Below are 26,855 nucleotides of genomic sequence, written 5' to 3' on the forward strand. Positions count from 1 at the left end.
CATGCTTTACCGTCATGGTGATGTATTGGTGCAACGCGTTGAAACCCTGCCCCCGGTCCTGCCTCGCGCAGGCACGACCCTGGCGCGCGGAGAAGTAACTGGCCACAGCCACCGCTTTCAGGACCCCAGCAGCGTTCAATTGTTCCAGGCGGGCCTAGCCACTTACGTGCGGGTGCTGAGCGACTCGGCCGAGCTGATTCACGAGGAGCACGCCACCATTACCCTGCCGCGCGGCGACTACCGCGTCTGGATGCAGCGCGAATACAGCCCCCAGGCCATTCGCCGGGTGATCGACTGATGACGGTCACAGTCTCGGCGGCCGAGGCGCGCACCCGGTTGTTGCGGGGCGAGGTGACGGGCGGTCTGCACTTTCGCGGCAAACTGGACCTGAGCGGCGAAAAAACCCTGACCTCGCTGCCCGAGGGCCTGTGCGGCGACGTGCTGGACATCAGTGACACCGGCGTTCATACCCTACCCGAGACCCTCCAGGTGGGTGAACTCGTGGCACGTAACCTCCCCATCACCCGCCTGCCAGCTGGCGTTCGGGTACAGTTTCGCCTCACGCTGGACGGCTGCACCCGCCTGACCGAGTTGCCAACCGGCCTGACTGTGGGGTCGCTGAGCCTGCAAGACGCGCTGTCGCTTGAAGCTCTACCCGAGGGCCTGGACGTCTGCTTTCTGAATCTCAGCCGCTGCGACGCCCTGCGCGGCTGGCCTCAGCAGGGCCGCGTGCGTTACGGCCACCTGAGCGTGCGCGATTGCCTGAGCCTACGGGAGTTGCCTGCCTGGCTGACCCAAATTGCCCAGCTGGACGTGTCCGGTTGCCGGGGGATTACGGCGCTGCCCGCCGGACTGCGGGTCAACGGCTGGCTGGATGTGGCCGGCAGTGGCCTGACCGCCCTGCCCGCCGGTCAGCCCATCCCGCTGCGCTGGCGCGGCGTGCGGGTGGACGCGCGCGTGGCCTTTCAGCCGGGCACCCTGACCGGCGCCGAGGTCCTGGCCGAGCCGAACACCGAAGTGCGCCGGGTGATGATGGAGCGCATGGGCTACGAGCGCTTTCTGACCGAGGTCGGCGCCGAGGTACTGGACCGCGACCGCGACGCGGGCGGCGAGCGCACGCTGGTGCGCGTGCCTCTGCCGGACGACGAACCGTTCGTGGCCGTCAGCGTGGCCTGCCCGTCCACCGCGCGCCAGTACGTGCTGCGCGTGCCGCCCACCATTCGCACGGCGCACGCGGCCTCGGCGTGGCTGGCCGGCTTTGATGATCCTAGTCAGTACCAGCCTGCGATTGAAGCGTAAGGAGTAGAGAGTCAGTCTTTTACGAGTCGGCTCGCCGCCAGCTCGCAAGACCCTCTCAAGTCTCTACCTGGCAAAGCTGTGCAGCAGCGCCATTGACCACCACACATAGAGCGGCCTACACGGCATGACGGGACACTCTACGGCCGGGCAAGACCCCCCTCCGTCAGCTGACCCCACCGTAGGGCCGCGTAATAATTTCCAGCCCATGTCCGGCGGGGTCGGTGAAATATACGCCCCGGCCCCCGTGATGGGTGTTGATCTGGCTCGGCAGCGCGCGCTGCGGGTCGGCCCAGTGGTCAAACTCACCTGCCTGAAGGCGCCCGTAGATCTGGTCAAAGGTATCGTCATCAACCAGAAAGGCGTAGTGCTGCATCTGAATCTCAGCGACAGCGGGTTCTGCAAACTGAAGGTGAACGCCCTCTTCCAGAGTGACACTGGTAAAGGGGCCCCAGGACACTGGCTCGGGTAAACCGAACACGAAGGCAAAGAAGGACGCCGAGGCCTGCCGGTCTATGGCGGCAATAATCGCGTGATTGAAGCGAATGCTCATGCGAGCAACTCCTGGTGTGGTAGCCCGAGGTCTCAAGCAGCCGGACGCCGGGACGCAGCACCGGCCCTGAGCATACTGCGCATCGAAGACGCTGAGCCCTTGCATTCAGCCAGCGGCGCGCTCACTCCTGCCCACCAACTGCCTCGCCCGCGCCAGATACGTACTCGGGTCCGCCCAACCCGGCCCTTCTGGAATGCGGGCCAGCAGCCCAGGGCCATACAGGTCTTCGGCGCCCAGCGCGGGCAGATGCACGTAGCCGATGTGGCACTCGCAACTGGGCCGGCTGCAAGGACGAGGGCGCAGCAGTTCTGCCACCGGCTGGGCATAGAGGTTGCCCAGGGGCCGCGCGATGAAGTGGCAGCGGCGCACCGTGCCGGCGCCGTCCACGCTGATGGCCGTTTCGCCGGCGCCGCACGGTTGCCCGCGCGTGGGATAACGGCGGGTGTTGACCTCGAACAGGGGGTCGGCGGCGTTCAGGCGGGCGAGGTCGCTGGGTGTGTAGTAGCCCGGTCCCACCTTGAAGGCGTTCACCCACAGATACACCTCGGGCCGCAAGGCCGCCCGCAGCACCTCGATCTCGGCTAGCTGGCTGCGGCGCCCCACGACGCCCACGCTGTAGCGCACACCCAGCGCGTCCAGTTCCGCGCAGCGGGCCAGAAAGCGCTCACGGGAAACCTCGCCGGGGTGATAGGTGGCCCACAGACCGACCTTGTCCCGCGCCGCGTCCGCAAGCCAGTCCAGCCGCCCACTGAGGTTCGTTTGAATGGCCACCTGGCGCAAGTGGGGCAGGTGACTCAGGGCCGTGATGGCCGCCTGATAGCGCCGCCGCACCAGCGCCTCGCCCCAGGGGGTAAACAGCACTGACAGCGGCGAGGTCTGCGCCGCCACCCAGTCCGTAAACCGGCTCAGGGCCGCTGCATCGGCGCGGTGTTCCTCGGCGGTCTCGGTGTGCTTGGCAAAGGGGCAGTAGGGGCAGGCGTAATTGCAGCTGCTGAGCGGCCCCCGGTACAGCACGCTGAGGTGGGAGGGTGGGGCCGAAGCGGTCTTCGGGAGGCTAGAGGACATCACGCCAGCCTCCCGAAGCGAGCCGTGCGTGAGACCGGCATCAACAGCGGCTGGAGTGGAAGCAAGGCGCATCGCCTGGTCCCCCTTCTGCCTCTCAGCTCCACTCGTAGGCCTCGCTGAGCCCCTGCACGGCAGGCGAATAGAGCCAGGGGCCAATCGCGTCGGACCGCTCAAACCCGTGATCGGTCAGGGTCAGGCCCTCATCGGTGCGCCCGGCATAGCCCCCCTCGACCAACTCGGCCAATCCCGGAAAGTCCCGCCCAGCGTCGGTGCCAAAAGCGGCCTGGTACGCCGCAAACGACAGACCCTGACGGTGCAGGAGCGATTGCAGCAGATAGCGCCGCTGCTGCTCGTCCGGGGACAAGCGGATGCCGTGGGTGGCGTGGGCAAAGTCGGTGTCCTGGCGCCCCACGTAGTCGTGCAGAATCTCGCGCACGCCGCGCGCGCCGACGGCGTATTCGCTGGAATAATGCAGTCCGCGCGTGTACGAGCGGGCGCCGCAGCCCAGGCCCACCATGCCGTCCAGCTGGCAGGTGTATTCCGGCTCTGGGGACAGCGGCAGCCCAGCCTTCTGAAAGCGGCGCATGGAGGTTTGCTGATACCCGTGGGCGCGCAGGTAGTCGCGGCCCAGGCGGTACAGTTCCAGCCGCTCGTCGTCCCAGGTGCGGCCCAGGCGGCCGATGCCGGTGAGCGGGCGCACATACAGCGGATAGAGAAACAGTTCTTCGGGCGACCAGCGCAGCGCTTCTTGCAATGAGTGCAGCCAGGTCTGCGGCGTCTGGTGGGCCAGACCGTAAATCAGGTCCAGATTGAGTACGGGCAGGCCCGCCACGCGGATGTTGTCCAGCGCCTCCTGCACCTGCGCCGTCCGCTGGGCACGACCCACGCTGCGCACCTCGGCCTCAATAAAACTTTGAATGCCGATACTGACCCGGCTCACGCCCCGCTCGGCCAGTACCGCCAGGCGCTCGGGGGTGGCCGTAGCGGGCGAGGTCTCCACGCTGGTGGGCAGCGCCGACGGCTGGGCGCCGAAGGTCCCCGCGAGCAGATCGAACACCCGTTCCAGCTCGGACGCCGACAGGTAGGTGGGCGTGCCCCCACCCAGCGCGATCCGCGAGAACTGCGCATCGTCACCCAGCGCTTCGCGGACCACGCGGGCCTGTCGGGTCACGGCGTCCAGGTAAGCGTCTTCCAGGGCCGGCGGCGCCCCGACCGTCGTGAACAGGTTGCAAAAGCCACAGCGCATCTCGCAGAACGGCACATGCAGATAGAGGTAGAGGCTGCGGCGGTCCTCTGCCGCCCAGGCCTCGCGCAGCTCCACTGGCGGGTCCAGGGGCCGGTAAGCCGTCTTGTGTGGGTAGCCATAGGTATAGGCCTGGTAAGGGCCGCCGCGCAGCGCTTCCGGCAGGGGGGCGGGCCGGGTCATGCGGCGCCTGGCAAGACAAATTCAGCGTAGGGCACAGTCCAGACTAGCGGGTGGGCCAGGCGATGACCGTGATAGCCGTCCTCGCCAAAACAGGTGCCGTGGTCGGCACACACGATCATCAGGGTGTCTCCTCGGGCGCGCAGGGCCGCCAGCAGGGGGGGCAGCGCCGCGTCCACACTGCGCAGGGCGGCGCGCTGGGTGGCGGGGCTATCGCGCCGCTCGCCGGGCAGATAGAAGTGGGTGGGCGTGTGGGTGGCTGCCATGTTCAGCAGCAGGAAAACGCGCCCAGGCAGCGCGGCCAGCCGCTGAGCGGCCAGGTCAATTTGCACCCAAGCCGAATCGGGATTCTTGACCCCACTGGCAGGCGACCAGTGGGCTTCCTGAAAGAGGGCGGGCAGGGCGCCCCCCAGGGCTGTGCGGCTGTTGAAAAAACCCACGCCAGCAACACAGACCGTGTGGTAGCCCCGCGCCGCCAGCGCGGCTGGCAGCGTGGCTTCTTCAAAGGTGAAGGTGCGCCCCGAGGTACTGGCGCTGCCCTCAAACTGCGCGGCGAACAGGCGGGGATGCCGCCCAGGCCGCGCGGGGGTGGGCAGAAATCCAGCTAAAAATGCCTGATGCGCGGCGTAGGTAAAGCTGCCGGGCGTGTGCCGCTGCTCCCACTGACCACCGGGCAGCAGCGGCGCCAGCGTGGGCAGTTCGCCGGCCGCCAATGCCGCCTGGGCCACGTCGTAGCGCAGGCTGTCCAGGGTCAGCAGGACCACGTCGCAGGCAGGAATCAGGGCGCGGGCGTTCAGCATGGGGCCACCACCTGCGCCGGCTCAGGCATTTCCTCTAGCGCGCGCAATTGGGCGCCGTAGGTGTCCAGACCATTCACCCGCACGCCCCGGTGATAGTCGCCGAAGGCGTTGACCTCCAGCACCGCCACGCGGCGAAACCCAGGGGTCAGCAGCACATCCACCCCGCCGTACAGGGCACCGGGAAAGGCGGCCAGTGCATGTTCGGCCACCTGGCCAATCTGTGCCCAGCGCGCCGGCCCCACGGCAGCCTTCAGGGCGTCCAGATCGCCCCGCTCGTTGCCCAGATGGAGGTTGGTGATGGGCCCGGCGGCCGAACGCACCAGAGTGTGCTGCGCCCGCCCGCCGATCACCACCACCCGCAGGTCCACCGTGCGACCCTGGAAACTGGCCTTGGGCAGCCAGCGTTCTACGTGCAGGCGGTGGGGGGCCAGGGCATCCAGCAGGGCGTGGACCTCCGGCCACCCCTCGTACCGCACCAGGCGGCGGGAATTGTAGGGCCGCCCGTCCACCAGCCGCACGGTGGTCATGGCCGAGACCCGCGGCCCCTGCCACTGCAACGCCACTGCCCCGGACGCGCTGGACCCGTAGGCCAGTTTGACGAACACCCGCGACCAGCCGCGCGCGGTGGCTGCTTCTATCAGTTCTTCGGCCGAATGGACTTCCGGAAGGGCCTCGGGCACCGGGACCCCGGCCGCGTGCAGGCGGGCGTGGGTCGCCGCCTTGTCGAACATGGTCAGGATGTGATCCCTTCGCTGCATCCGGCGGTGTGGCGGGGCCTGGGCCAGGGCGGCGTCCACCTCCGCCAGGTAACGGCTGAATCCGGCGTACCAGGCGCGCATAGGCGCCAGCTCGCCGCCGGCCAGGTCGCCGGGGACGCCGCCCCCCAGCCGAATCAGCGCTTCCTCGGTGGCGATGTCTTCGCCGGGGGAGTCCAGCCGCACCACGCTGCCGGGCCGCACCAGCGAGGCCAGGTCTACGCCGCCGCGCAGCACGTCCAGCGGCGTCACCACCCGCGCGGGTGGGCGGCCCTGTTCGGCCAGCGACGCCTGAAACGCCCGCACGCGGCGGCTCTCCGGCGGCGCAAGCAGCAGCAGGTCGGCCGTCATTCGCCCAGGGCCACAAACCGCCAGTCGTCGTCGGGATCTCCGGCCTCGTCGGCGTCCACCTGGGGACCCAGCGCTTCCAGGCGCGCCACGGTGTCCGGCGTACAGAAATGATGCCGAATGACAAGGTGCGGCAACCGCGCGACCCGTTCGCTGCCCAGGAGAGCAGCGGCGCCCTCATCCGACAGGGTGCCCAGCGAGAGGTCCAGGGTATCCAGGCCGTCCAGCACTGGGGCGCCGGCCAGCACCTGCGCGAGTTGGTCCTGAAATTCGCTGTTTTTTAGCCCCAGATAGCGCAGGCGCGGAAACAGAGTGCCGTCCAGTAGCGGGCTCAGGTCATCGGCGCTGCCGGTGGCGCCATAATTGACGGCCCCGAAATACAGTTCCAGATGGTGCAGCGCGGGCAGCCGCGCGCCCATTACCTCACGGATGACCTCGCCCGGTAGGCCCCCAGACTGCAGAATGAGCAGTTGCAACTCGGGCAAGTCCAGCTGGCCGAGGCTGAGGTTGTTGCCGCCGCGCACCCCCAGGTGCGTCAAGCCCTGATAGGCCGCCAGCAGCGGCGAGAGGTCGCCCTGCTCAATCCACGAAATCTCGTTCTCCTCGGCGGTGATGTCACCGAAGAACAGCACGCGCAGCGCAGGCAGACGGTCGCGCGCCGTGACCAGGGCCTCCACGACTGCGGTGGGCGGCTCGTTGTTGCCCTGACCGTCCCACCAACCGACCACCAACCCTGGCGTCGCCTCCACGCCCGGCAAGGTCAGGAAGGTACGGAAGCGTTCGGGCCAGGAGTCCTCATCGTCCCAGTCCAGAGCGATGCGGGCCACCGAGGTCGCCGGGTCGGGCAGCGGGTCGCCCGGCACCCAGGACACCACGTCAAAGTCACCGAAGCGGGTCAGGTGATCGTAAATCGCCACGGTTACTCCCCCAGCGCCACGTAGCGCCAATCATCCTCTGCGTCCTGCGGGTCCGAGACATCCAGTTCCACGCCCTGCTGTTTGGCCCAAGCGATCAGCTGGTCCCGCACCTCATCGGACAGCCAGTTGAAAGCCAGGTCCAGCTTTTTCAGGTGGCCCAGCGCAGGGTTGTCCAACAGGGCGCGGCCGCCCTCGTCGGTCAGCACCCCCATCGAGAGGTCCAACACCTCCAGACGCTGCGTGACCGGCGCCGCCACCAGCAACTGAGCGATCTGGTCCTGATGGTCGCTGTTTTTCAGCCCCAGATACGTCAGGCGGGGAAATTGGGTGCCGTCCAGAATGGGGGTCAAGTCGTCGGCGCTGTTCGTCGCGCCGTAGTCCTCGGTGCCCAGGTACAGCTCCAGGTGGCGCAGCGCTGGCAGATCGGCCGTCAGCACCTGTCGTACGACCTCGGCGCTGAGGCCCCCAGCCTCGATGGTCAGGGTGTCCAGCGCCGGCAGAGAGAGGGCGGGCAATTCCAGATTATTGCCGCCCCGGATGCCCAGGTGAGTCAGGCCCGGAAACGCCATGACCAGCGGCGAGAGGTCCGTATTGTTAATCCACGACACCTCGTGTTCCTCGGCCGAGATGTCGTTGAGGTACAGCACCCGCAGCTCTGGAAAACGGGGCGCGGCGGCCCGCAGCGCCCCGACCCAGACCTCATTCGGGTCCTCGTCTATCAGGGTGTCCACGCCCCAGTACCCGACCACCAGGCCCTGAATCTGCTCTACGCCAGGTTGCGCCAGAAAGGCGGCCAGCAACTCTGACCAGGCGTGCTCGCCGTCAAAGTCGGTGCTGATGCGGTGGATCACGCGCTGTGGGTCGCCCAGAGCGTCCCCTGGCTGCCACTGCACGATGTCGTAGCCGGCAAAGCTTTCGAGGTTGCCATACGAGGAGGCCATGCCCCGTAGCTTATACGTCTGCTGATGAGGCTGCCTCTGGACCTGACCCCAGTTGATAGAGGGCGAGACCAGTAAGCCTCGCCCCTTGCTGACCCCTACTTCTCTAGCGGTTCAGATACAGCTGAAAGTCGTAGATTTCCTGGGCCTGGGCGCGCACGATGTCGCGGGCCAGTTTCAGCACGGCGGGCGAGCGCGAGGTGGTCAGGGCGCCGGTGGCCATCGTCACGGCGCTGGCGTGGTGGCCCACCATGCCCTGCACGAACACGCGGTCGCGGCTGACACCCGCAGCAGCTTTCAGGCGGCCCAGCATGGGCGCCATCTCGGCGGTCATGCGGGCAGCGGCAGCCGTGTCGCGGCCCCCAGCCAGCAGCGTATTCATCTGACGAATCTCCTGCTCCTGGGCTTTGAGAATGGTCTGGGCCCAGCCTTTGACCTGGGGGTTCTTGGTGGTCGCCAGCACTAGCTTGCTCATCTGGACGGCCGCGATGTGGTGAGCCACCATGCCGCTCAGGAAGGTGCGGTCGGAGGACGGGGTAGGCGCGGCGCCGTGGGCACTGTGGTCGGTCTGGGCCAAGGCACTGCCACACAGCAGCAGGGCCAGCACCGGGCGAATAGGGACAGTCATAGGGTCTCCTGGGGACGAGGTTGGGCGAGGACAGGGACGGCCGCAGCTGGCTGGGGCCGCAGGGCCGGCTGTACACGGCGCAGGCGCAGAGCGTTGCTGAGCACGAAGACGCTGCTTAGGCCCATCGCAGCGGCGGCCAGCACTGGGCTAAGCTGCCAGCCGAAGACGGGAGACAGCGCCCCGGCCGCCACCGGAATGAGCAAGACGTTGTAGGCGAAGGCCCAGAACAGCCCCAGGCGGATATTGCGCAGGGTCGCGCGGCTGAGGGTGACGGCCGCCGGCACGCCGCGCAGGTCGCCGCCCATCAAAATTACGTCGGCGGTCTCGACGGCCACATCGGTGCCGGTGCCGATGGCCACGCCCACATCGGCCTGGGCCAGCGCGGGGGCATCATTGATGCCGTCGCCCACAAAGGCCACGCGGCGCCCGCCCGCCTGCAAGGCCTGCACCACCGCTTGCTTTTCACCCGGCAGGACCTCGGCGCGCACCTGGGCAATTCCCAGTTGCCGAGCTACTGCCTGCGCGGCGCGTTCGTGGTCGCCCGTGACCATCACGACCTCCAGCCCCTGAGCCTGTAGCGCGCGCACGGCCTCGGCACTGCCGGGCTTGAGGGGGTCTGCCACACCCAGCAGCCCGCGCAGCTGACCGTCCACAGCGGCGTACACCGGAGTGCGGCCCAGCTCGGCCAGGCGCAGAGCCGCCTCGGCCAGCGGCCCCGCGTCCACGCCAGCCTGCGCCATCAGCCGCGCGTTGCCCACCTGAACCTGCTGCCCAGCCACGCGCGCGTCCAGGCCAAAACCAGGGCGGGCCTGGACTCCCTCGGCCAGGGGCAGCGTCAGGCCACGGTCCTGAGCCGCCGCCACGATGGCGCGGGCCAGCGGGTGCTCACTGGCCGTTTCGGCAGCGGCCACTAGGGCCAGCAGGTCCTGCTCGCCCACGCCATCCACCGTCAAGAGGTCGGTCAGGTGAGGGCGCCCCAAGGTAATGGTGCCGGTCTTGTCCAGCGCGACCACCTGGGCGGCTTGCAAGCCTTCCAGCGCGGCGCCACTGCGAAACAGCACCCCCAACTCGGCGGCGCGGCCAGTGCCCACCATGACACTGGTGGGCGTGGCCAGCCCCATCGCGCAGGGGCAGGCGATAATCAGCACCGCCACCGTGTTCACCAGCGCCTGCCCCAGGGCTCCGGGCCCGCCCAAGGCCAGCCAGGCCGCGAAGGTCAGCGCGGCAATCACCAGCACCACGGGCACGAACACCGCCACAATGCGGTCGGCGAGCGCCTGCACGGGGGGCTTGGTGGCCTGCGCCCGCTCGACCAGCGCCATGATCTGGGCCAGTGCGGTGTCTCCCCCCACCTTGGTCGCGCGCATATGCAGCGCGCCGTGCCCGTTCAGAGTTCCCCCAGTCAGGACTGCTCCCGACGTTTTCTCGACGGGCACGCTCTCGCCGGTCAGCATGGACTCGTCCACAAATGACTGGCCCGAGACGACCTCGCCGTCCACCGGAATCTTATCGCCGGGGCGCACCAGCAGGAGGTCACCGGCGCGCACCTCTTCTACCGGTACATCCGCGCCCTGCCCGGCGCGCAGCACATGCGCCGTTTTGGGCTGAAGCTGCAACAGGGCCCGCATAGCGGCGCTGCTGCGGCCCTTGGCAATGGCCTCAAACAGTTTGCCCAGCAGAATCAGGGTGATGACGACCGCCGACGCTTCAAAGTAAACGTGCGCCGTGCCGGCAGGAAAGAGGCCAGGAGCCACCGTCACCAGGGCGGAGTACAGGAAGGCCGCCCCAGTGCCCAACATGACCAGCGTGTTCATATCCGGTGAGCGGTGACGCAGCGCCTGCACGCCCAACCGCAGGAAACGGCGACCAGGGCCAAACTGCACCGGGGCCGCCAGTGCCAGCATGACCCAGTTCAGGAGACGCTCACTGACCAGCCCCGTCAGCCACATATGCACCGGCATGAACAGCATGGGCACCATCGCCAGTAGGAACAGAGGCACGGCGAAGGCGGCACTGAGAATCACATCTCGGCGCAGACGCGCCAGCTCCTGCGCGCGCGGGTCGGCGGCGGTCTGGGTGGGCGCGGGCTGCGGGGTCTCGTACCCAGCAGCCTGAACGGCGGCGCGCAGTTCGGCGGCCCCGACCACAGCGGGCAGGTAGCGCACCTGGGCGCGTTCGGTCGCCAGATTCACGCTGGCGCCCAGAACACCGGGAGTCCGGGTCAAGGCACGCTCCACCCTCCCCACGCAGTTGGCACACGTCATCCCGCCCACAGCAAAGTCAATAGTCTCGACCTGCGGTTCGTACCCGGCGGCCTGCACCCGTGCCAGCAGGGCGGCCGCATCCACCTGGCCAGGGTCATAGGTCACCGTGGCCCGCTCGGTAGCCAGGTTGACAGCGGCACTCTGCACGCCGGGCGTCCTCGTCAGAGTGCGCTCCACCCGGCCCACGCAGTTGGCGCAGGTCATCCCGCTCAGCCCAAATTCCAACGTGGCGTTCACTTTGCCTCCCCTGCCCAGAGGGCAATCCCCCCCAGGGGGATAAGAGGAGACTACCTCCTTTTAACTTCTTTGACAAGGCGAATGTACGTTCATTGGAGACGCCTTTCCAAGCATCCCCCCCAGGGGGCTCCAACCAAAGTTGAGCTGTCTGGGAGTGTCTGCCACCGAGTGCAGAACGGACCCCTTCGTCAAGGCGCCAGACCTCGCGCAGGTCAAGGTTTGCCCTGAGCTGTACAGAATGTTCGGCGAATGAGTGACGCTATGCATCACAGTAGAGAGAGCGGTACATTTCTTCTGAGTTATTTTAGCGTTTTGTTCAATTTTTTCTTGACAATATGCAGATCTTCCAGTTAACTGAGCAGCAGAAGGCGGGCCCCGCTGCAAGACGTCATTCAGATTCGTGACGGCTGGTCCAGGGCACGACATTGGCCGACCTTCGTACCTAATTTTTCAAAGCAGTTCTTTCAGGCGGTGCGCCATGCTGCTCACCCCCTGCGCTCAACGAGAGGTGCCCCCATGGAATGGTTTGCTGGCCTGAATGTGCTGAGTTTGGAATCGCGCCGCAGTGAAGAAATCGACGCCCTGATTCGTCAGTACGGCGGCGCGCCGCAGGTCGCCCCCAGCATGCGCGAGGCGAAGCTGGACCTGAGTGCCGCTCTAGCACAGTTTGGACGCGACCTGGCCGCTGGCGACATTCACGCCGTGGTCTGCCTGACCGGCGTGGGCACCCGCGTGTTCCTGAAAGAACTCACCGCCCAGGTCCCTGAGCACCTAGACGCGCTGAGGGAGGTGCCGCTGGTGGCCAGCACAGGCCGGGCCGCCCAGAGCCTGCTTTCGTTTGGGCTCTCCAGCGTGCCTGTGGCCCGGCCCGGCAGCTGGCACGAGGTCACGGAGCACCTGCTGAGCACCTTGACCCGTGGGCAGCACGCCGCTGTGCTGGAATACGGCGAGAGCCTGCCACCTGCCCTGCGGCGCGAACTGGGGCACGCCGGCCTCCGGGTCACCTCGGTGCCGGTCTACCGCTGCGCCTTTCCGCAGGACACTGGCCCGCTGGCCCGCGCGGTGCGCGACGTGGTGCTGGGCGGCCCCGACCTGCTGCTGCTGTCCAGCGGCACGCAACTGCTGCATTTTCTCAAGTATGCCGAGAAGATGAATCTGCTGGAAGAAACCCGCGCAGGCCTGCGCCGGCTAGTCACGGTCAGTATTGGCCCTGCGTGCAGCGAGGCCGCCGCCGACCTGGGCCTGCACATTGATCTGGAGGCTGACCCCCACAAGATGGCCATGCTGGTGCGTCTGGCGGCTCAGCATGGACCGGCGCTGCTGGCGCAGCGGCTGGGCCGCGCCGGCTAAGGGCCGATGTTGGGGCTGCGGTCAGCCACTAATGCTTGAACTGACCCTGTCCATGCGCCCGCGTCCGTCAGCAGTGAGACCAGATCCATCCACCACCTCTTTGGCCAGATTTGACCGAGCAGCACGCAGAATGAACCTGCCGACAATCCCGTTCTCAGGTCACAGAACTGCTCTAGGCTAAGCTCCTGATGATGACTGACGCCTGTTTGACCTGGCCCCCCGCTCCGTGTCCGCCGCTGCGCGCTGGGGGCCGGCCATGAGCGGCGGCCTGGTGGCGCTGCTGGACGATGTAGCCGCCGTTGCGCGCCTGGCGGCCGCCTCCATTGACGACATCGGCGCCGCCGCCGCCAAAGCCGGGGTCAAGGCCGTGGGCGTCGTGGTGGACGACACCGCCGTGACCCCCCGCTACGTCACCGGCTTCCGGCCCGAGCGCGAGCTGCCCATTATCTGGCGCATCGCGCGCGGCTCTCTGCGCAACAAGGTGCTGTTTATCCTGCCGGTGGCGCTGCTGCTCAGCCAGTTTCTGCCGGGGGCCATCACGCCGCTCCTGATGCTCGGCGGCGCGTACCTGTGTTTTGAAGGCGCTGAGAAATTGGTTGAAGCCTTTGGCGGGCACCACGAAACCGAGGCCCAGACCGAAGCCAAGCTCAGCAGCGAGGCCCACGAGCAGCAGATGGTGGCCGGCGCCATCCGCACAGACTTTATTCTGTCGGCCGAAATCATGGCCATTTCGCTGGCCGAGGTGGCGAGCGAGCCGTTTGCCCTGCGCGCCGTCATTCTGGTGGTGGTGGCCCTGCTGATTACCGCGCTGGTGTACGGCGTGGTGGGCCTGATCGTCAAGATGGATGACTTTGGCCTGCGGCTGGCCCAGAGCGGCTCGGGTGCGGCGCAGGCGCTAGGACGCGGGCTGGTGCGGGGCATGCCGGTGGTGCTGGGCGCGCTGTCGGTGATCGGCACGGCGGCCATGCTGTGGGTGGGCGGCCATATCGTGGTGGACGGCCTGGACAAATTTGGTTTTGGCGCGCCTGCACACTTTATTCATGACCTGGCAGTGTCGGCCGGGCACGCCGTACCCTTCGCCGAAGGCGTCGTCGAGTGGCTGGTCGAAACCATTGGGTCGGGTCTGGTGGGCCTGCTGATTGGTGGGGTTATCGTGGCCCTTTTGCACCTGCGTCCCGGCAAGAAAGCCGCCCACTGATGGCCGCCCTCCCTGCTTTTCTGCCGCTCACACCCCGGTTTCACCCACGGGTCTGGGGCGGCACGCGCTTGGCCCCCGTCAGCCCAGACGGCACCCCTATAGGCGAGGCCTGGCTGGCCGATGGGCAAAGTGTGGTGGCCAGTGGTCCCCAGGCCGGGCAGACCGTGCAGGCGCTGATGACCGCTGAGCCTCACGCCCTCCTGGGCCAACCCAATGCGCGTGGAACCTTTCCTCTGCTGATCAAACTGCTGGACTGCCAGGACTGGCTGAGTGTGCAGGTTCACCCTAACGACGACGAAGCCCACGCCCTGGTGAGCCCAGGCGAACGCGGCAAGACTGAGGCCTGGCATGTGCTGGAGGTGGAGAAGGAAGGCGCTCTGCTGGCAGGTGTCACGGCTGGAACCACCCCGGAGGCGCTGGCAGAAGCCATCCAGGAAGGCCATGTGCTGACCTATTGCGAGCGGCACCACCCAGCGCCCGGCGACACGCTGCTCATTCCAGCCGGGACGCTGCACGCGCTGGGCCCAGGGCTCCTGATCTACGAGGTGCAGCAGGCGTCAGATACCACCTACCGCGTCTACGACTGGGACCGCCCAGCCAGCGCGGGGCGCACCCTGCACTTAGAAGAGTCGGTGCGGGTCACAAAACCAGAAGCGCAAGCACAGTGGACGCCAGCCTCAACGTCGGCTGGCGTGGGTGAACTCACAGCCTGCGAGTTCTTTACCCTGCGCGGGGTAACGGGTGACAGCACGCTGACTTTGGGCGGCCGGTGTGCCCTGGTGACGGCGGTAGAGGGTGAGGTAACCCTGACTGCTGGTACAGAAACACTCACCCTGACCTCCTACGACACAGCGCTGATTCCGGCCGCCACAGGTGACGTGCAGGTGACGGGCCGTGGGCGGGTGCTGGTCGCACAGGAGGGGCCGCAGGACTGACCAGAGATAGCGCCCCTTTCCTCAGGCAGTATGGTTGAACACCTCTGAAAGAGCAGCGGCATGGAATGAACGGCCTGATGACCTTTCGGGGCTGGAGGTGTGATGGATGTCTCCCGTCGAGAGATGCCTTCCACAACGCTCATACACTCCGAAATCGAGCCGCTTTGTTCACGCCCGGCACCCGCTTTACTGCTTACCAGGGACCATCAAGCTGATTTGGGCAAAAGATTCCATCGGGCGTTGTCTCAGCCCTGGGCTCAGGGCAAACTGTCCTGCTCATCAAACGAAATGCTGCATCTGCTCTCCCCAGCCATCAGCCAGCAGGCGACCGACCACCCGTTTCTTGCTGGCCATGGCTGGGGTCATGCCCGCCCGGCGGCGCCTGAGTCACCAGCCAGACCGTGACCCCCAGGGCCGCCAGCAGCAGCAGGCCTTCGCGCGCCAGGTGCGGACGCACTCCGTCTGCACGCCGCACGAAAGCTCGGCGCACCAGCACGGCAGCCCCCAGGGCCAGAGCCACCAGCGCCAGCTTGACGAGCAGGGCTTGCCCATACCCCGTGCCGGGCCACTGCGCGGCCAGCGGCAGGTGGGTCCGGGCCATCAGGAAGCCGGTAGCGGCCAGCACGACCACACAGGTCAGCGCCACCGGGGTAAAACGCCGCGCCAGAGCCCAGGACGGGCGACCCAGCAGGGTCAGCACCCCGCCCAGCCAGACACTCATGGCGCCGGCGTGCAGCGCGTGTTCGGCGCGGGTCCAGGCGCCGTGGCCCGAGCCGTGGCCCACCCCGGCCGCGCCCCACAAGGTCACCGCCGCGCCCAGCAGCAGCCCCGGCCAGGGCCAGCCCCCCGATTCGGCGGCCAGCAGCAGGGCGGCGCCCATCAGGCCAGTGAGCATGGCGCGGCCGGTACCGGTGCCGGTCAGGTACGCCTGAACGTCCGCCGGGGCAGTGAACCCCAGCGCCCCCAGGGTCAGGGCCACCTGAAGGCCCCAGCCCAGCAGCAGCAGCGCGCCGCCCGCCAGGGGCCAGCGCAGACGCGGAAAGCTCGGTGTCCAGAGCCGCCGGGCCAGGACACCGCCCAGCAGCAGCACCAATCCGGCATACACCGCCCCCGTGGCGACAGACAGCATGCTTATTTCACGCGGAAGGTGCTCAGGCCTGTCACTGGATGCCCATCCTCAGACAGCAGTTTCCAGGCCACCACGTAGAGTCCGGGCTTCAGACCAGGCTTCAGGGGCACGCTGACCTGCGCGGCCAGCCCCGTGGTTTTGTGTGCCCGGCTGGCCAGCGCGGCCGACTCGGCGCTCTGGCTCAGGGCCTTCTGTGCGGCCACCTGTGCGGTCTGTCCGGCTGGCAGCGCCATCACCCGCAGGGTGCTAAAGCGCAGCTCAATGGGTTCACTAAAGGTCAGGCGCACGGCCTGAGGCGCGGCCACTGTGGCCCCCTGGGCAGGGCTGACAGCCGTGACAGCCGTATGGGCCAATGACACGCCCCCCAGGGCAAACATCAGGCTCAGAAACAGGTGTTTCATGGAACTTCACCTCCGGTGGGCAGACCAGACGGACGCCTGGCCTGCCCTCAGTGGATCGCTGGTCATCTCTGGATGAGCAGGCGAAGCGAGAAGCGAATAAAGAACGTCGTGGTGGGAATGAAGCGGCTCCGGCGCCCGTCTGGTGGCGCGGCCTATGAGCTGCGGAGGTCTTGGCCTGTTACTTCAGGGTCGTCTTGCTGGCAGGGCCGCTGGCCGGGTCGGTGTCATCCCAGGCGACCACACTGCCGTCACTGTAAGTTTGGTAGACCTTCCAGGCTAGCTCGCCGGGCGCCGCCGGATTGCGCGCCTGGAAGAAGAAGCGGGCGTACTCCATGGGCGCCACGCGGCCTTTCCAGATTACCTCTGTGACCAGGCCATCCGCGTTTTTTCTGACCGTACGGGTAAAGCCAGGCGTGACCTGAAACCGGCTGATGCTAACGCCCGCCGGCACCACCAGCCGAATCTCGGTGGTGCTGATGTCTTTTTCGGTGGGCACGTTCAGGCGGTAGGTTTCACTGGCACCGACCTTGCTTTCGGTCAGGCCGCCTTCAGTGCGGACAGTGGCGTGGGCAGCGGCGAGAGGCAGCAGGAGGGCGGCCGACAGGGCCAGCAGGAATGCAGGAAATTTCATGGGGAACCTCGGTGGGTATGGGGGCGCGGCAGGCGTGGCCAGCCACCCGGCATGGGGGCTGAGACAGGCCTTTGAGGGCAGACCGTCAACCGAGGACAGGGGGCGCGCGGGGCTGGGGGCCGCGCTGGGGCGCCAGCACAGGCCGCTGGGCGGTGGGAACGCGGGCCGCTTGAGACGCCGGGAGAGCAACAAAGAGCAAGGCCCTTCCGGCTTCCAGGGCAAAGGCCGCCGTGAAGCAGAAAGGGCAGTGTGCGCCGTGGTCAGCGCGGTGGGGCGGGGCATTGGGCGCCGCGTCGCTCAGGGCCGTCACCGGAGCCTGGGGCGCGGGGTGACTCCGATCTGCCTCTTCCGGTGGCTGGTGGCTATGGCCCGCGTGAGCTGCGCTGTGGGCGTGGGCCTCAGTCCTCTCGACCAGCCCAGCCAGGGGCGCCGCCGTCACCCGGAGCAGCGGCGCCAGGGCAGACCCCCCTGACCCCGTCACGCGGCCCAGGAAAGCAAACGAGGCGAGCAGGCACAGCAGGGCCAGCAGCCAGCGCTGCCCCCTCCCTGCTTTCCCCTGCTGTCTCACGCGGGCCAGCATAGAGCGGGGGGACGGTGCAGGTGTCCTGCGGCCGTCCCCGGTCCCTGTCCCCGGCAGGCTTTAGCCGAAGCGACCCGTCACATACGCCTCGGTGCGCTCGTCGCGCGGCGAGGTAAAAATCTGGTCGGTGACGCCGTGTTCCACGAGGTCGCCGTTCAGGAAGAACGAGGTGGTGTCCGAAACCCGCGCCGCCTGGTGCATGTTGTGGGTCACGATGATGATGGTCGTCACCTGCTTGAGGCCGGTCATCAGTTCCTCAATCTTGGCCGTGCTGGCGGGGTCCAGGGCGCTGGTGGGTTCGTCCATCAGCAGGATTTCGGGCTCCACGGCCAGGGCACGCGCGATACACAGGCGCTGCTGCTGCCCGCCTGACAGGCCAGTGGCCGGCGTTTTGAGGCGGTCTTTGACCTCTTCCCACAGCGCGGCGCCGCGCAGCGAGCGCTCGGCCATCTCCATCAGGCGCTTGCTGTCACGGATGCCCGCCAGCTTGAGACCCGAGACCACGTTGTCAAAGACACTCATGGTGGGAAAGGGGTTGGGCTTCTGGAACACCATGCCCACGCGGCGGCGCATGGCCACCGGGTCCACGCCCGCGCCGTAGACGTTCTCGCCGTCTAGCAGGATGGTGCCCTCCACGCGGGCGCCAGGGGTCAGGTCGTGCATGCGGTTAATAGCCCGCAGGAAGGTGGTCTTGCCGCAGCCCGAGGGGCCGATCAGGGCGTTGACACTGCCGCGCTGCACGGTCAGGTCCACGCCGCGCACGGCCTGCTTGTCGCCGTAAAAAATATTGACGTTCTGGGCACTGAGGATGGGGGTCACAGAGGTACGGCTCCTTTACTTGCGGCGGCTGGCGCGGCGGGCCAGCAGACTGGTGAGGAAAATCAGGGTGATGAGCAGCAGGGCGCCCGCTTTGGCCAGACGCTGGTTCTCGTCGTAGGCGCTGGTGGCGCCCCGGTAAATTTCTAGGGGCAGGGCGCTCATGGGTTTGGTGGGATCCACGTTGATCTGGTTGTTGCCGAAGGCCGTGAACAGCAGCGGCGCCGCCTCGCCGGCCACGCGGGCCAGCGCCAGCATCACGCCGGTCACGATGCCCCCGGCGGCGGCCGGCAGCACGATGCGCAGCGTCACCAGCCACTTGGGCAGCCCCAGGGCCAGGCCAGCTTCGCGCACCGTCTGGGGCACCAGCTTGAGCACTTCCTCGGTGGTGCGCACCACGATAGGAATCATCAGGAAGCCCAGCGCCACCGCGCCTGCCAGCCCCGAGAAGCCAAATTGCAGCACGATCAGCCCGTAGGCCACCAGGCCCATCACGATGGCGGGAATCCCGGCCAGCACGTCGCTGACCATGCGAATGGTGGGCATCAGGGGGTGGCGGGGGTACTCGGCCAGAAAGATGCCACCGGCGACCCCCACCGTCACGCCCAGAAGACTGGCCATGGCCAGCATCTCGACGCTGCCCAGAATGGCATTGGCCAGGCCGCCGCCGGTCTCGCCCTCGGGGGCCGGCACCTTGGTAAAGAAGTCCAGGTTCATGGCCCCCAGACCCTCGCGGAGCAGGTACAGGAAAATCAGGATCAGGGGCGCGACCACCAGCAGGGTGGCCAGGAGAATCAGGCCGCCCATCAGCAGGTTCTGTGCGCGCCGGGCAGGACTGAGGCCGTGGCGGCGGGCGGGCGCCTGGGTGGCGGCACTCATCATTGAATCCCCTTGGGCGTCAGGCGCGCGATGATCAGGCGGGCCACGAAGTTAACAGCCACACTCAGGACAAACAGGCTCAGGCCCAGGGTCACCACGCTGGAGCGGTGCAGGGCCTCCTGCGCGTCCCCGAACTGATTGGCAATCACTGAGGCCATGGTGCTGGCGCCGCCCCAGATGCTTTTCAGAAGGTCCTGGCTGTCCCCGATGACCATGGCCACCGCCAGCGTTTCGCCCAGCGCGCGGCCCAGGGCCAGAATTACGCCGCCCAGAATGCCGGCGCGGGCGTAGGGCAAGATGGCGCGCGAAATGACTTCCCATTTGGTCGCGCCCAGCGCGTACATGGCTTCACGCTGATCCTGCGGCACCAAGCGGATGACATCGCGCGCCACCGACGCCGTGTAGGGCAGAATCATGACCGTCAGGATGATGACGGCCAGGGCGAGACCGCGCCCGCCAACCCCGTCCGGCACAAAGAAGCATTGCAAGGTAGTCTGCCCGCTGTCCCAGAGGGTCTTGCAACTGCTGTACAGCGCCACCCGCTCGGGATTCGTTTCCAGGTTGAAAAAGGTCAGCTGCCATTTGGCCAGCACCGGCGCGATCACGAACAGTGCCCACAGGCCGTACACCACGCTGGGCACCGCCGCCAGCAGTTCAATGAGGTAGCCAACCGGGTTGGCCAGCCACTTGGGGGCATACTCTGCCACAAAGAGGGCGCTGGCCACCGCCAGCGGCACGCTGATGGCCAGCGCCACCAGACTGGTGACGAGAGTGCCCACAATCATGGCCACAGCCCCAAAGGTGCCTTCAACGGGATTCCAGGTGCGCTGCGTGAAAAAGCTCAAGCCAAACTCGGACAGAGCAGGCCAGGATTCACGGCCCAGCTGGTAGACACTGAGGACGAAGACAAGCACGATAATGCCGGCCAGCAGCAGAATCAGGCCCTGAAACACACGGTCAGAGGCGCTGCTGAGGCCAGCAGGGCGCGGCGGGCGGGTGTGGGTGGGTTCGCTCATGAGTTCATGACCCCTCCGGGGCCTTCGTCTTCAGTTCACACGGGCTTCGTCAGCGCCGCGTCAGGTGCGGGCGGCGGCGGGGGATTGGTCGGGACGGGGTGGAGGTCAGCGCGCTCAGGCGCACAAAAAGGCGGCGCCCGCCCCTGGGGGAAAGCGCCGCCAACGTGGAAGGTCTTCTTTACAGCTTCTTGCCGTCGAAGGTCATCTTGTTCAGGATACTCTTGGCCTTGTTGGCGGCAGCAGCGGGCAGCTTGGCGTAATCCAGCGGCTCGTTGTAGCCCTGGCCGGTCGTGACCATCCAGCCCAGCAGGTCTTTCAGGGCCTTGGCCTGGGCCTGGGTGCGGCTGCCGTACTTCTGCTCCTGGTAGAAGATGACGTAGGTAAAGCTGGCAATCGGGTAGGCGTCGGCGTTGGCGCTGTTGGTCAGGCTGACGCGGGTGTCGGCCGGAATGACCACGCCGTTGGCGGCCAGCGCGGCGGGGCCGTTATCGGCCAGCACGAACTTGCCAGCGCGGTTTTGCACGCTGCCGAAAGGCAGTTTGTTCTGCTTGGCGTACACCAGTTCTACGTAGCCGATGGCGCCGGGGGTGCTTTTCACCACGCCCGCCACGCCGTCGTTGCCGCGCGCGCCGGTGCCCACGGGCCACTGCAGGCTGTTGCCCACGCCGACCTTGCTCTTCCACTCACTGCTGACCTTGGCCAGGTAGTCGGAAAACACGTAGGTCGTGCCCGAGCCGTCGCTGCGGCGGGCCACCGTGATGGGCAGGGGCGCGATGGTGACGCCGGGGTTCAGGGCCGTGATGGCCTTGTCGTTCCAGGTCTTGATTTTGCCCAGGTAGATGTCGGCCAGCACCTTGCCGGTGAACTTGAGGGGCGCGGTCACGCCCGGCAGATTGTAGGCGGGCACCACGGCGCCGATGGCCGTGGGGATGTGCAGCAGCTGACCGGGGGCGTCTTTCATGGCCTCGTCACTCATGGGGTTATCGCTGCCGGCGAAGTCCACGGTGCGCTCCAGAATCTGTTTCTGGCCTGCGCCGCTGCCCACCGACTGGTAGTTCACGGCCACGCCCTTGTCGTTCTTGTACTCGGCAAACATCTTGCTGTACAGGGGGAAGGGAAAGCTGGCGCCCGCACCAGTCACGGTGGACTGGGCGGCGGCCATGGTCACGGTGAGGGCAGCAGCCAGAGCAAACATCTTCTTCATGGCTGGCAGTGTGCCCGGCGATTGTCAGCGCCGCGTCACGTTCCAGAGGCCCCCTTTAAGGCTTCCCTGAGCCTTCCTGTGACGGCGTTTCAGGTGGTGGCCCGCTGCGGCGCATGGGCGGCCAGGACGGCGCGGGCCACAGCCGCCACCAGATCAGGCAGCACCCCAAAGGAATACGGCTTATACACCCGCTCCAGCCACTGATGGTAGTCGCGGCCCCACGGCCCCAGGTTGATGCACGGCAGGCCGGCGAGCAGCGCCTGAATCTGCGCCTCCTTGACAGGCGTATTGGCATTCACGAACGCCACGTCGGCCGCGTCGCCGTGCCCGAACCAGCTCATGTCGCTGATGCCGGTAAAGACTGCCCGTTCCACGACCTCGGCGCCGCATGCCGCGCACGCCTGCGCCAGCGCCGCGCGCAGGACCTCCAGGGCGTGGGCGTCGTCTCCGTGTGGGGCCAGGTGGGTGTGCGGGTAGTGCAGAGAGGCGAAGCCCAGCACTGCCGCTGGCCCCAGCAGGCCCGCCGCGTCCCAGAGCCAGCCGGTCAGCGCGGCACTCCGGGTCGGGTAATCCAGGTCCCCCAGGGTGTCGGCATAAGCCGCGAAAGCACGAGCGAAGTCGGGGTGCTGGTTGGCCGCCTGCGCCATCAGGTCGGCCACCGTCAGGACCAGGGGCGTAGCCCCGTGGGCGGCGCTGGCCTGTTCACCCAGGGCCTCGGCGCGGCGGCGCAAGGTGGCCAGGGCATCTTCCAGCGTAGTCTGGGCCACCCTTCGAAAGTTGCCCAGCACCGCTGAGGCGTCCAGACCGTGCGTCAGGCTGTTCGCACACAGCCAGGCGCGGGCAGGCGTGGTCACGTCGTAATAGGTTTTCAGGTCGGTCTGTTTGAGGAGGGTGGGAGGCGTCCCTATGAGGCCCCCGGTCTGGTCCGTCAGCTCCGGGTTCAGCTCGAAGGCCCGCGCCAGTTCACTGGCCAGAAAGTTGGCATTGATGCCGTCCAGCGCGTAGCCGGCGTGGGTGTCCACCCCCACCACGAAGGCCGACACCAGCAGCTTGCCTGCCGTGCCCAGGTACACGGCCTGACCGGCGCGGCCATCGCCATTGTCGCCGGTGGCGTCGAGGTTAATGACCAGCGGCAGGGTCAGGTGCCGCTCCCGCGCCAGGGCCAGCAGGCGCGGCGCGGCGTGCCGGGCACCGTGCGAACTGACCTCCTCGTCGGCCACTGCTACAAACAGCAGGTTGCCTTCACGCTCTGGCTGCTCGGCAAAGCGCTCCAGGGCCACGAGGCCCGCCGCCAGCCCCGACTTCATGTCCAGCGCGCCCCGGCCCGGCAGAAAGTCGCCACTTTCCAGGTCGGCCAGGGCGCGGTGTTCGGCGTCACTGCGGGCGTTCACCCGCAGGTCGTCAATTAAGCGTGGCAGCAGCGCGTCGGGGTCACAGGCCCACTCGGCGTGCGGGCCGTAGTTGGCTGTCGACACCACGTCGTAGTGACCGGTCAGCACCACCGTCGCCCGCCCCGCGCCCTGCACCAGCGCATACACGTTGCGCCGGCCCAGCGGGTCATTCTCGATCACCTCTGTCCAGAGGTGAGCTGGGTGCGCCTGAAAATAGGGCAGGCGCCGCAAGATGGCCAGCAGCGTGTCTGGAAAGAGGGTTTCGCCCTCTGTGTTCGTGATGCTGGCCGCCCGGACCATCTCGGCCGTCAGGGCCTGCGCCCGCAAAGCTGTTGACATAGGGTTCAGCATAGAGGCGGGGTGCACGCAACCCCAGCGCCCGGAATCCAGTCCACAGAGGCGGCTTCTTCCGTGCTGCACGGCATTCCTTAGCACTTGCTCAAAATGCCCACCAGGACGTTATTTTTCCTTGCTTAAATCTTGAAAGAACGTGCTGGCGGGCATTGCCAGCCCTTCTCCCCTCTTCCCAAGCGGAGACGCATATGTCATGCTGCTCACCATGACGAAAAAGTCTGCTAAGCCCGCCGCCAAGAAGCCCGCTGCCAAAGCTGCTCCTGCCGCCAAAGCCGCCCCCAAAAAGGTCGCCGGCGAGAGCAACAAGGTTGCCAAGACCCAGCTCGTGGAAATGGTCGCCGACAAGACCGGCCTGACCAAGAAGCAGAGCGAAGAAGCCGTCAGCGCCATGCTGGACGTTGTGGTGGGCGCCATCAAGGGCGGCCAGAGCGTGGGCCTGCCCGGCCTGGGCACCCTGAGCGTCAAGGCCACCGCCGCCCGCACCGGCGTGCGCCCCGGCACCAGCGAGAAGATCCAGATTCCCGCCGGCAAGAAAGTCGCCTTCAAGGTCGCCAGCACCCTCAAGGGCAACCTGTAAGCACCGCTGTTCTGTCCCGGAACGCGCCCCCAGTGGGCGCGTTTTTGGTTGACGCCTGGTCTGGGCGCCGCCGCAGAAGTCAGGTCACCCCTAAGCAACGCGCCTGCATCAGCAGGGCTGCTGAAACGACCGGATGAAACTCTCTCTTTCCGCCGCCTGTGGGCCTTTCCCCAGCTATCTTGAAGCCCATGTCCCCCGCCCCCTTGCTCAGCGAACGGCTTCAAGCGGTCACCGAAGCCCTCGCGGCCACCACCACACAGGCGGACGTCTTTCACATTGTCCTTCAGCCGGCCCTCCAGGCGCTTGAAGGCCTTGCCGGCACGGTCCTGCTGGTGGACCGTGCGGGAACTTCTCTGGTGTGTGCCGCCGCTCAGGGGCAAACAGACAGTCCTGCCATCTGGCAAGACGGGCCTCTGAGCAGCGTCACGCCCGCCACCGACGCCCTGCGGCGCCGTCAGCCCCTGCTGTTCGAGCATGGTGGCGATTTGCTGCGGGCCTATCCCGATATTGAAACCACCACAGGAGGCCAGGCGGCTGTCGGCACCGCCGTCTTCCCTATGTTTCTGGATCACCTGCCTCTGGGCGTGCTGGTGCTGGATTTCAAGGAACCGCATCACTTCACCGACGATGAGCAGCGTTTTCTTCAGACCATGGCGGCCCAGTGCGCGCTGGCCCTGGGCCGCATTCAGGCCATCCAGCAGCTTGAAGCGCAGGTGCAGGCGCGCACCCAGGCCCTGGACACCGAGCGCGCCGCCCTGGACGCCTTTGTCGCCTACAAGGAGGCTATTGGCAGTGAAACCAGTGTGCCCGCACTGGCCCAGCAGGCAGCCCAGGTCATTCAGGCGACCCTGGGTCAGGTCAGCGTCGTGTACTACGAGCGTGAGGACCACCTCTGGAAGGCCCGGAGCTGGTCTGAGGATGTGCCTGCCGACGTCCTGGCACAGATTCGGGCGGGGGTGCCAGATGACGCCCCGAGCTTTGCCGAGGCGGTGACCACCCAGGCCGCCGTGTTCATACATGGCTGGGACGCCGAAGCGAATAGTGTATCGGCGGCGTCGGCCTATGGCGCTGTGGCTTTCCTGCCTTTAGTCGTTCAGGGGCGCATTCAGGGCCTGCTGACGCTAGGCACCCGCGCCGCCCGCACCTGGTCGGTCCGGGAACAGGCGATTGTGCGCGCCGTTGCGCGTGGCCTGACGCTGACCCTGAGCCGCACCGAACAGCAGCGCGAGTTAGAAGCCCGCAACAAGGCGCTGGAGGGCTTTGCCGACCTGACGCGGGACCTGGCTCTGGAATTTGATGTCCTGCGCCTGATTGGCCGGGTGCAGGACCTGGTGGTCTCGCTGCTTCCGGATACCATTTCGACCTACTACGAACTTGACGGCGACACCTGGCGCCTGCTGAGCCACCGGGGCATCTTCCGGAACCCGGACATGCTCGTGGCCCTGGGCCGTGGCCTCCCACGGGGGCAGACTGTTAACCTGGACCGGCCCTTTGACACCCAGACGGCGTTTTATCAGGACGTTTACGACCCCGCGACCACGGCGGCTGCTGGCCCGGCGGTCACGGTCATCCGGGCGAGCGCCGCCTTTCCCGTCTTCTGTCAGGGCCAGGTGCAGGGCGTGCTGGTGGCTGGCCGACATGAAACGGCCAACTGGACCGCAGACGAGCGGACCATTCTGGAAACCACGGTGCGGAGCCTCTCGGTCGCCCTGGAAAGAACGCAGGCGACCCAGCAGGTGCTGAAGCAAAACGCCGAACTGGCGGCCCGGACACGCGAACTGGAGCGGAGCAACGAGGAGCTGGAACGCTTTGCGTACATTGCCAGCCACGACCTGCAAGAACCGCTGCGCACGGTGAGCAGTTTCGCGGAACTGCTGATGAAACAGGTGCCGAGCGAGAACGCCAAGGCAGCGCGGTACATGCAGTACGTTCAGGAAGGCACAGAGCGGATGCGCCGCCTGCTGGAAGAACTGCTGGTGTTCTCGCGCATCATGACCCAGGGCACAGAGCCGCAGCCGGTCAGTGCCTGGAAGGTGGCCACGCAGGTGCTGCATGACCTGGGGGCGCAGGTGGAACGGACCCAGGCCCAGGTCACCGTGGACGAACTGCCGGTGGTGAGGGCGGATGAAACGCAGCTGCGGCAGTTGCTGCAAAATCTGATCAGCAATGCCTTGAAGTTCGCGGCGCCGGGCCGCCTTCCCCGGGTGAGCGTAACTGCGCAGGTAGACGGCCCAGTGGCCCAGTTTTCTGTGCGTGACAATGGCATCGGCATTGAGGCGAAGTATTTCGAGCGCATTTTTACGATCTTTCAGCGCCTGAACCGCCGCGAGGACTACGAGGGCACCGGGATGGGGCTATCTATCGCGCGGCGGATTGTGGAGCGCCACGGCGGTCAGATCTGGGTTGACAGTACCCCTGGGGAAGGCACGACCTTTCACTTCACCCTGCCGCTCGCCGCTGGAGAAGCTGGCTAAGGAACAGAGGCCGGCCTACAGATGGTCGGGAGAACGGGAGAAGGGACATAGAAACGGAGCGGTTGACTCTGCCCCGTTTTGACCTTCGGCTTAGGTCTATTGGTCTCGCCGTCCTCTCAGGCCGGGACGACGCGCCGCACACCTCCCGAAACTACTTTCAATTCACTAAGCGCAATTAGGTCACGAAGATGGTCTACGCGCAGAGACCGCAGTTTTAGGAGTCCAGGCGGCGGGGCCAGTTGGTCGTGCGGCTTTCGCGCCAGAAGCCCACGAAGGCGTCTACCTGCTCTAAAAAGGCCTGAAAACTGTGCGACTTCACCAGGTAAGAGCTGGCGTGCAGCGTATACGCCCGCTCGATGTCGTCCGGCTGCGACGAGGTCGAGAGCATCACGACCGGCAGGGTGCGCAGGCGGCGGTCCTCCTTGATGGTGTGCAGCACCTCAAAGCCTGACATCCCCGGCATGTTGACATCCAGAATCACGGCGTCAGGCAGGGGGTCGCCGCCTCGCAGCTGCTCCAGCGCCTCGGCGCCGCTGCGGCAGGTCGTGACCATGAGCTGATCGGCATGCTCCTCAAAGACCTCCTGCGCCAGCAGCAGGTCGGCGGGGTTATCGTCCACCAGGAGCACATGGAAAGGCCGGGTCACGGCGCAGCCCTCAGGCGGCCCGCGCCAGACAGGGGGAAAGAGGCGCTCAC

The 26,855-nt window shown here is 66.9% G+C and carries 26 protein-coding genes; 7 read left to right on the plus strand and 19 right to left on the minus strand.

Features of this window, described 5'->3' with window-relative positions; translation table 11 throughout:
• The first annotated feature begins 1 nt into the window (after position 1).
• On the plus strand, positions 2-298 hold the full coding sequence (locus GO986_RS06075) for a DUF8820 family protein (protein ID WP_157458400.1): 297 nt from the start codon (positions 2-4) through the stop codon (positions 296-298).
• Positions 298-1,299 carry a DUF6745 domain-containing protein gene (locus GO986_RS06080; protein WP_157458401.1) on the plus strand — a complete coding sequence of 334 codons (1,002 nt, stop codon included), beginning with the start codon at positions 298-300 and terminating at the stop codon, positions 1,297-1,299. Before GO986_RS06075 ends, GO986_RS06080 begins: the two co-directional genes overlap by 1 nt.
• Positions 1,300-1,462: 163 nt before the next feature.
• Here GO986_RS06080 and GO986_RS06085 read toward each other — a convergent pair whose 3' ends face one another.
• From GO986_RS06085 to GO986_RS06125, 9 genes are all read right to left on the minus strand, one after another.
• On the minus strand, positions 1,463-1,849 hold the full coding sequence (locus GO986_RS06085) for a VOC family protein (RefSeq protein ID WP_157458402.1): 387 nt from the start codon (positions 1,847-1,849) through the stop codon (positions 1,463-1,465).
• Positions 1,850-1,954: 105 nt separating this feature from the next.
• Positions 1,955-2,914 carry an STM4011 family radical SAM protein gene (locus GO986_RS06090; protein ID WP_157458517.1) on the minus strand — a complete coding sequence of 320 codons (960 nt, stop codon included), beginning with the start codon at positions 2,912-2,914 and terminating at the stop codon, positions 1,955-1,957.
• A 94-nt stretch (positions 2,915-3,008) separates the two neighbouring features.
• The gene (locus GO986_RS06095; protein WP_157458403.1) at positions 3,009-4,340 is read right to left on the minus strand and encodes an STM4012 family radical SAM protein; all 1,332 of its coding nucleotides are present in this window, start codon (positions 4,338-4,340) and stop codon (positions 3,009-3,011) included.
• Entirely contained in the window at positions 4,337-5,137 is an 801-nt protein-coding gene (locus tag GO986_RS06100; protein WP_157458404.1) for an STM4013/SEN3800 family hydrolase, read from the minus strand. Before GO986_RS06100 ends, GO986_RS06095 begins: the two co-directional genes overlap by 4 nt.
• Positions 5,131-6,243: an STM4014 family protein gene (locus GO986_RS06105; RefSeq protein WP_157458405.1), complete on the minus strand. Its 1,113-nt coding sequence runs from the start codon at positions 6,241-6,243 to the stop codon at positions 5,131-5,133. Before GO986_RS06105 ends, GO986_RS06100 begins: the two co-directional genes overlap by 7 nt.
• Positions 6,240-7,157, minus strand: a complete 918-nt coding sequence (locus GO986_RS06110; RefSeq protein ID WP_369409190.1) for an STM4015 family protein — start codon at positions 7,155-7,157, stop codon at positions 6,240-6,242. Before GO986_RS06110 ends, GO986_RS06105 begins: the two co-directional genes overlap by 4 nt.
• A gap of 2 nt (positions 7,158-7,159) precedes the next feature.
• The gene (locus tag GO986_RS06115) at positions 7,160-8,098 is read right to left on the minus strand and encodes an STM4015 family protein (RefSeq protein ID WP_157458406.1); all 939 of its coding nucleotides are present in this window, start codon (positions 8,096-8,098) and stop codon (positions 7,160-7,162) included.
• Positions 8,099-8,201: 103 nt separating this feature from the next.
• On the minus strand, positions 8,202-8,723 hold the full coding sequence (locus GO986_RS06120; RefSeq protein WP_157458407.1) for a DUF305 domain-containing protein: 522 nt from the start codon (positions 8,721-8,723) through the stop codon (positions 8,202-8,204).
• Entirely contained in the window at positions 8,720-11,224 is a 2,505-nt protein-coding gene (locus GO986_RS06125) for a heavy metal translocating P-type ATPase (RefSeq protein WP_369409191.1), read from the minus strand. The genes GO986_RS06120 and GO986_RS06125 overlap by 4 nt, the downstream gene beginning before the upstream one ends.
• 516 nt (positions 11,225-11,740) lie before the next feature.
• On the opposite strand from GO986_RS06125, the gene GO986_RS06130 reads away from it, so the two are divergent.
• The 3 genes from GO986_RS06130 to GO986_RS06140 all read left to right on the plus strand — a co-directional run bounded on the left by GO986_RS06130 (position 11,741) and on the right by GO986_RS06140 (position 14,707).
• Positions 11,741-12,574 (plus strand): uroporphyrinogen-III synthase, encoded by an 834-nt coding sequence (locus GO986_RS06130; protein WP_157458408.1) that lies wholly within the window; start codon positions 11,741-11,743, stop codon positions 12,572-12,574.
• Positions 12,575-12,830: 256 nt separating this feature from the next.
• Positions 12,831-13,772 carry a DUF808 domain-containing protein gene (locus GO986_RS06135; protein WP_157458409.1) on the plus strand — a complete coding sequence of 314 codons (942 nt, stop codon included), beginning with the start codon at positions 12,831-12,833 and terminating at the stop codon, positions 13,770-13,772.
• Entirely contained in the window at positions 13,772-14,707 is a 936-nt protein-coding gene (locus GO986_RS06140; protein ID WP_157458410.1) for a type I phosphomannose isomerase catalytic subunit, read from the plus strand. Before GO986_RS06135 ends, GO986_RS06140 begins: the two co-directional genes overlap by 1 nt.
• A 313-nt stretch (positions 14,708-15,020) precedes the next feature.
• Here the strand turns inward: GO986_RS06140 and GO986_RS06145 are convergent, their stop codons facing one another.
• The 9 genes from GO986_RS06145 to GO986_RS06185 all read right to left on the minus strand — a co-directional run bounded on the left by GO986_RS06145 (position 15,021) and on the right by GO986_RS06185 (position 23,093).
• The gene (locus tag GO986_RS06145) at positions 15,021-15,836 is read right to left on the minus strand and encodes a CopD family protein (RefSeq protein WP_157458411.1); all 816 of its coding nucleotides are present in this window, start codon (positions 15,834-15,836) and stop codon (positions 15,021-15,023) included.
• Positions 15,837-15,838: 2 nt separating this feature from the next.
• The gene (locus GO986_RS06150) at positions 15,839-16,237 is read right to left on the minus strand and encodes a copper resistance CopC family protein (protein WP_157458412.1); all 399 of its coding nucleotides are present in this window, start codon (positions 16,235-16,237) and stop codon (positions 15,839-15,841) included.
• Positions 16,238-16,415: 178 nt separating this feature from the next.
• Positions 16,416-16,868 carry a DUF1775 domain-containing protein gene (locus tag GO986_RS06155; protein WP_157458413.1) on the minus strand — a complete coding sequence of 151 codons (453 nt, stop codon included), beginning with the start codon at positions 16,866-16,868 and terminating at the stop codon, positions 16,416-16,418.
• 85 nt (positions 16,869-16,953) lie between these two features.
• On the minus strand, positions 16,954-17,436 hold the full coding sequence (locus GO986_RS06160) for a hypothetical protein (RefSeq protein ID WP_157458414.1): 483 nt from the start codon (positions 17,434-17,436) through the stop codon (positions 16,954-16,956).
• Between the two features lie 72 nt (positions 17,437-17,508).
• Positions 17,509-18,267, minus strand: a complete 759-nt coding sequence (gene pstB / locus GO986_RS06165) for a phosphate ABC transporter ATP-binding protein PstB (RefSeq protein WP_224572778.1) — start codon at positions 18,265-18,267, stop codon at positions 17,509-17,511.
• Between the two features lie 15 nt (positions 18,268-18,282).
• Positions 18,283-19,143 carry a phosphate ABC transporter permease PstA gene (gene pstA, locus GO986_RS06170; RefSeq protein WP_157458520.1) on the minus strand — a complete coding sequence of 287 codons (861 nt, stop codon included), beginning with the start codon at positions 19,141-19,143 and terminating at the stop codon, positions 18,283-18,285.
• Positions 19,143-20,159, minus strand: coding sequence for a phosphate ABC transporter permease subunit PstC (pstC, locus tag GO986_RS06175; RefSeq protein WP_157458415.1), 1,017 nt, complete (start codon positions 20,157-20,159; stop codon positions 19,143-19,145). Before pstC ends, pstA begins: the two co-directional genes overlap by 1 nt.
• A gap of 178 nt (positions 20,160-20,337) precedes the next feature.
• A complete protein-coding gene (gene pstS, locus GO986_RS06180; protein WP_157458416.1) occupies positions 20,338-21,363 on the minus strand; it encodes a phosphate ABC transporter substrate-binding protein PstS in 1,026 nt (341 codons plus the stop codon).
• Between the two features lie 89 nt (positions 21,364-21,452).
• Positions 21,453-23,093, minus strand: a complete 1,641-nt coding sequence (locus GO986_RS06185; RefSeq protein ID WP_157458417.1) for a M20/M25/M40 family metallo-hydrolase — start codon at positions 23,091-23,093, stop codon at positions 21,453-21,455.
• A gap of 208 nt (positions 23,094-23,301) precedes the next feature.
• Here GO986_RS06185 and GO986_RS06190 point away from each other — a divergent pair, with 208 nt between their 5' ends.
• Positions 23,302-23,685 carry an HU family DNA-binding protein gene (locus GO986_RS06190; RefSeq protein WP_157458418.1) on the plus strand — a complete coding sequence of 128 codons (384 nt, stop codon included), beginning with the start codon at positions 23,302-23,304 and terminating at the stop codon, positions 23,683-23,685.
• Between the two features lie 188 nt (positions 23,686-23,873).
• A complete protein-coding gene (locus tag GO986_RS06195) occupies positions 23,874-26,159 on the plus strand; it encodes an ATP-binding protein (protein WP_157458419.1) in 2,286 nt (761 codons plus the stop codon).
• A 214-nt stretch (positions 26,160-26,373) separates the two neighbouring features.
• Here the strand turns inward: GO986_RS06195 and GO986_RS06200 are convergent, their stop codons facing one another.
• Positions 26,374-26,805 carry a response regulator gene (locus tag GO986_RS06200; protein WP_224572783.1) on the minus strand — a complete coding sequence of 144 codons (432 nt, stop codon included), beginning with the start codon at positions 26,803-26,805 and terminating at the stop codon, positions 26,374-26,376.
• Positions 26,806-26,855: the final 50 nt, after the last annotated feature.

It is taken from the genome of Deinococcus arboris, from assembly GCF_009755355.1.
Lineage (GTDB): Bacteria > Deinococcota > Deinococci > Deinococcales > Deinococcaceae > Deinococcus > Deinococcus betulae.

What these genes read in the sequence shown, in the direction of transcription:
- pstC (WP_157458415.1), bottom strand. Translation starts at nt 20,159, where the DNA reads ATGAGCGAACCCACCCACACCCGCCCGCCGCGCCCTGCTGGCCTCAGC.
- GO986_RS06185 (WP_157458417.1), bottom strand. Translation starts at nt 23,093, where the DNA reads ATGTCAACAGCTTTGCGGGCGCAGGCCCTGACGGCCGAGATGGTCCGG.
- GO986_RS06195 (WP_157458419.1), top strand. Translation starts at nt 23,874, where the DNA reads ATGTCCCCCGCCCCCTTGCTCAGCGAACGGCTTCAAGCGGTCACCGAA.
- pstS (WP_157458416.1), bottom strand. Translation starts at nt 21,363, where the DNA reads ATGAAGAAGATGTTTGCTCTGGCTGCTGCCCTCACCGTGACCATGGCC.
- GO986_RS06190 (WP_157458418.1), top strand. Translation starts at nt 23,302, where the DNA reads ATGCTGCTCACCATGACGAAAAAGTCTGCTAAGCCCGCCGCCAAGAAG.
- pstA (WP_157458520.1), bottom strand. Translation starts at nt 19,143, where the DNA reads ATGAGTGCCGCCACCCAGGCGCCCGCCCGCCGCCACGGCCTCAGTCCT.
- GO986_RS06155 (WP_157458413.1), bottom strand. Translation starts at nt 16,868, where the DNA reads ATGAAATTTCCTGCATTCCTGCTGGCCCTGTCGGCCGCCCTCCTGCTG.
- GO986_RS06140 (WP_157458410.1), top strand. Translation starts at nt 13,772, where the DNA reads ATGGCCGCCCTCCCTGCTTTTCTGCCGCTCACACCCCGGTTTCACCCA.
- GO986_RS06145 (WP_157458411.1), bottom strand. Translation starts at nt 15,836, where the DNA reads ATGCTGTCTGTCGCCACGGGGGCGGTGTATGCCGGATTGGTGCTGCTG.
- GO986_RS06120 (WP_157458407.1), bottom strand. Translation starts at nt 8,723, where the DNA reads ATGACTGTCCCTATTCGCCCGGTGCTGGCCCTGCTGCTGTGTGGCAGT.
- GO986_RS06090 (WP_157458517.1), bottom strand. Translation starts at nt 2,914, where the DNA reads ATGTCCTCTAGCCTCCCGAAGACCGCTTCGGCCCCACCCTCCCACCTC.
- GO986_RS06075 (WP_157458400.1), top strand. Translation starts at nt 2, where the DNA reads ATGCTTTACCGTCATGGTGATGTATTGGTGCAACGCGTTGAAACCCTG.
- GO986_RS06135 (WP_157458409.1), top strand. Translation starts at nt 12,831, where the DNA reads ATGAGCGGCGGCCTGGTGGCGCTGCTGGACGATGTAGCCGCCGTTGCG.
- GO986_RS06100 (WP_157458404.1), bottom strand. Translation starts at nt 5,137, where the DNA reads ATGCTGAACGCCCGCGCCCTGATTCCTGCCTGCGACGTGGTCCTGCTG.
- GO986_RS06150 (WP_157458412.1), bottom strand. Translation starts at nt 16,237, where the DNA reads ATGAAACACCTGTTTCTGAGCCTGATGTTTGCCCTGGGGGGCGTGTCA.
- GO986_RS06085 (WP_157458402.1), bottom strand. Translation starts at nt 1,849, where the DNA reads ATGAGCATTCGCTTCAATCACGCGATTATTGCCGCCATAGACCGGCAG.
- GO986_RS06115 (WP_157458406.1), bottom strand. Translation starts at nt 8,098, where the DNA reads ATGGCCTCCTCGTATGGCAACCTCGAAAGCTTTGCCGGCTACGACATC.
- GO986_RS06105 (WP_157458405.1), bottom strand. Translation starts at nt 6,243, where the DNA reads ATGACGGCCGACCTGCTGCTGCTTGCGCCGCCGGAGAGCCGCCGCGTG.
- GO986_RS06130 (WP_157458408.1), top strand. Translation starts at nt 11,741, where the DNA reads ATGGAATGGTTTGCTGGCCTGAATGTGCTGAGTTTGGAATCGCGCCGC.
- GO986_RS06080 (WP_157458401.1), top strand. Translation starts at nt 298, where the DNA reads ATGACGGTCACAGTCTCGGCGGCCGAGGCGCGCACCCGGTTGTTGCGG.
- GO986_RS06095 (WP_157458403.1), bottom strand. Translation starts at nt 4,340, where the DNA reads ATGACCCGGCCCGCCCCCCTGCCGGAAGCGCTGCGCGGCGGCCCTTAC.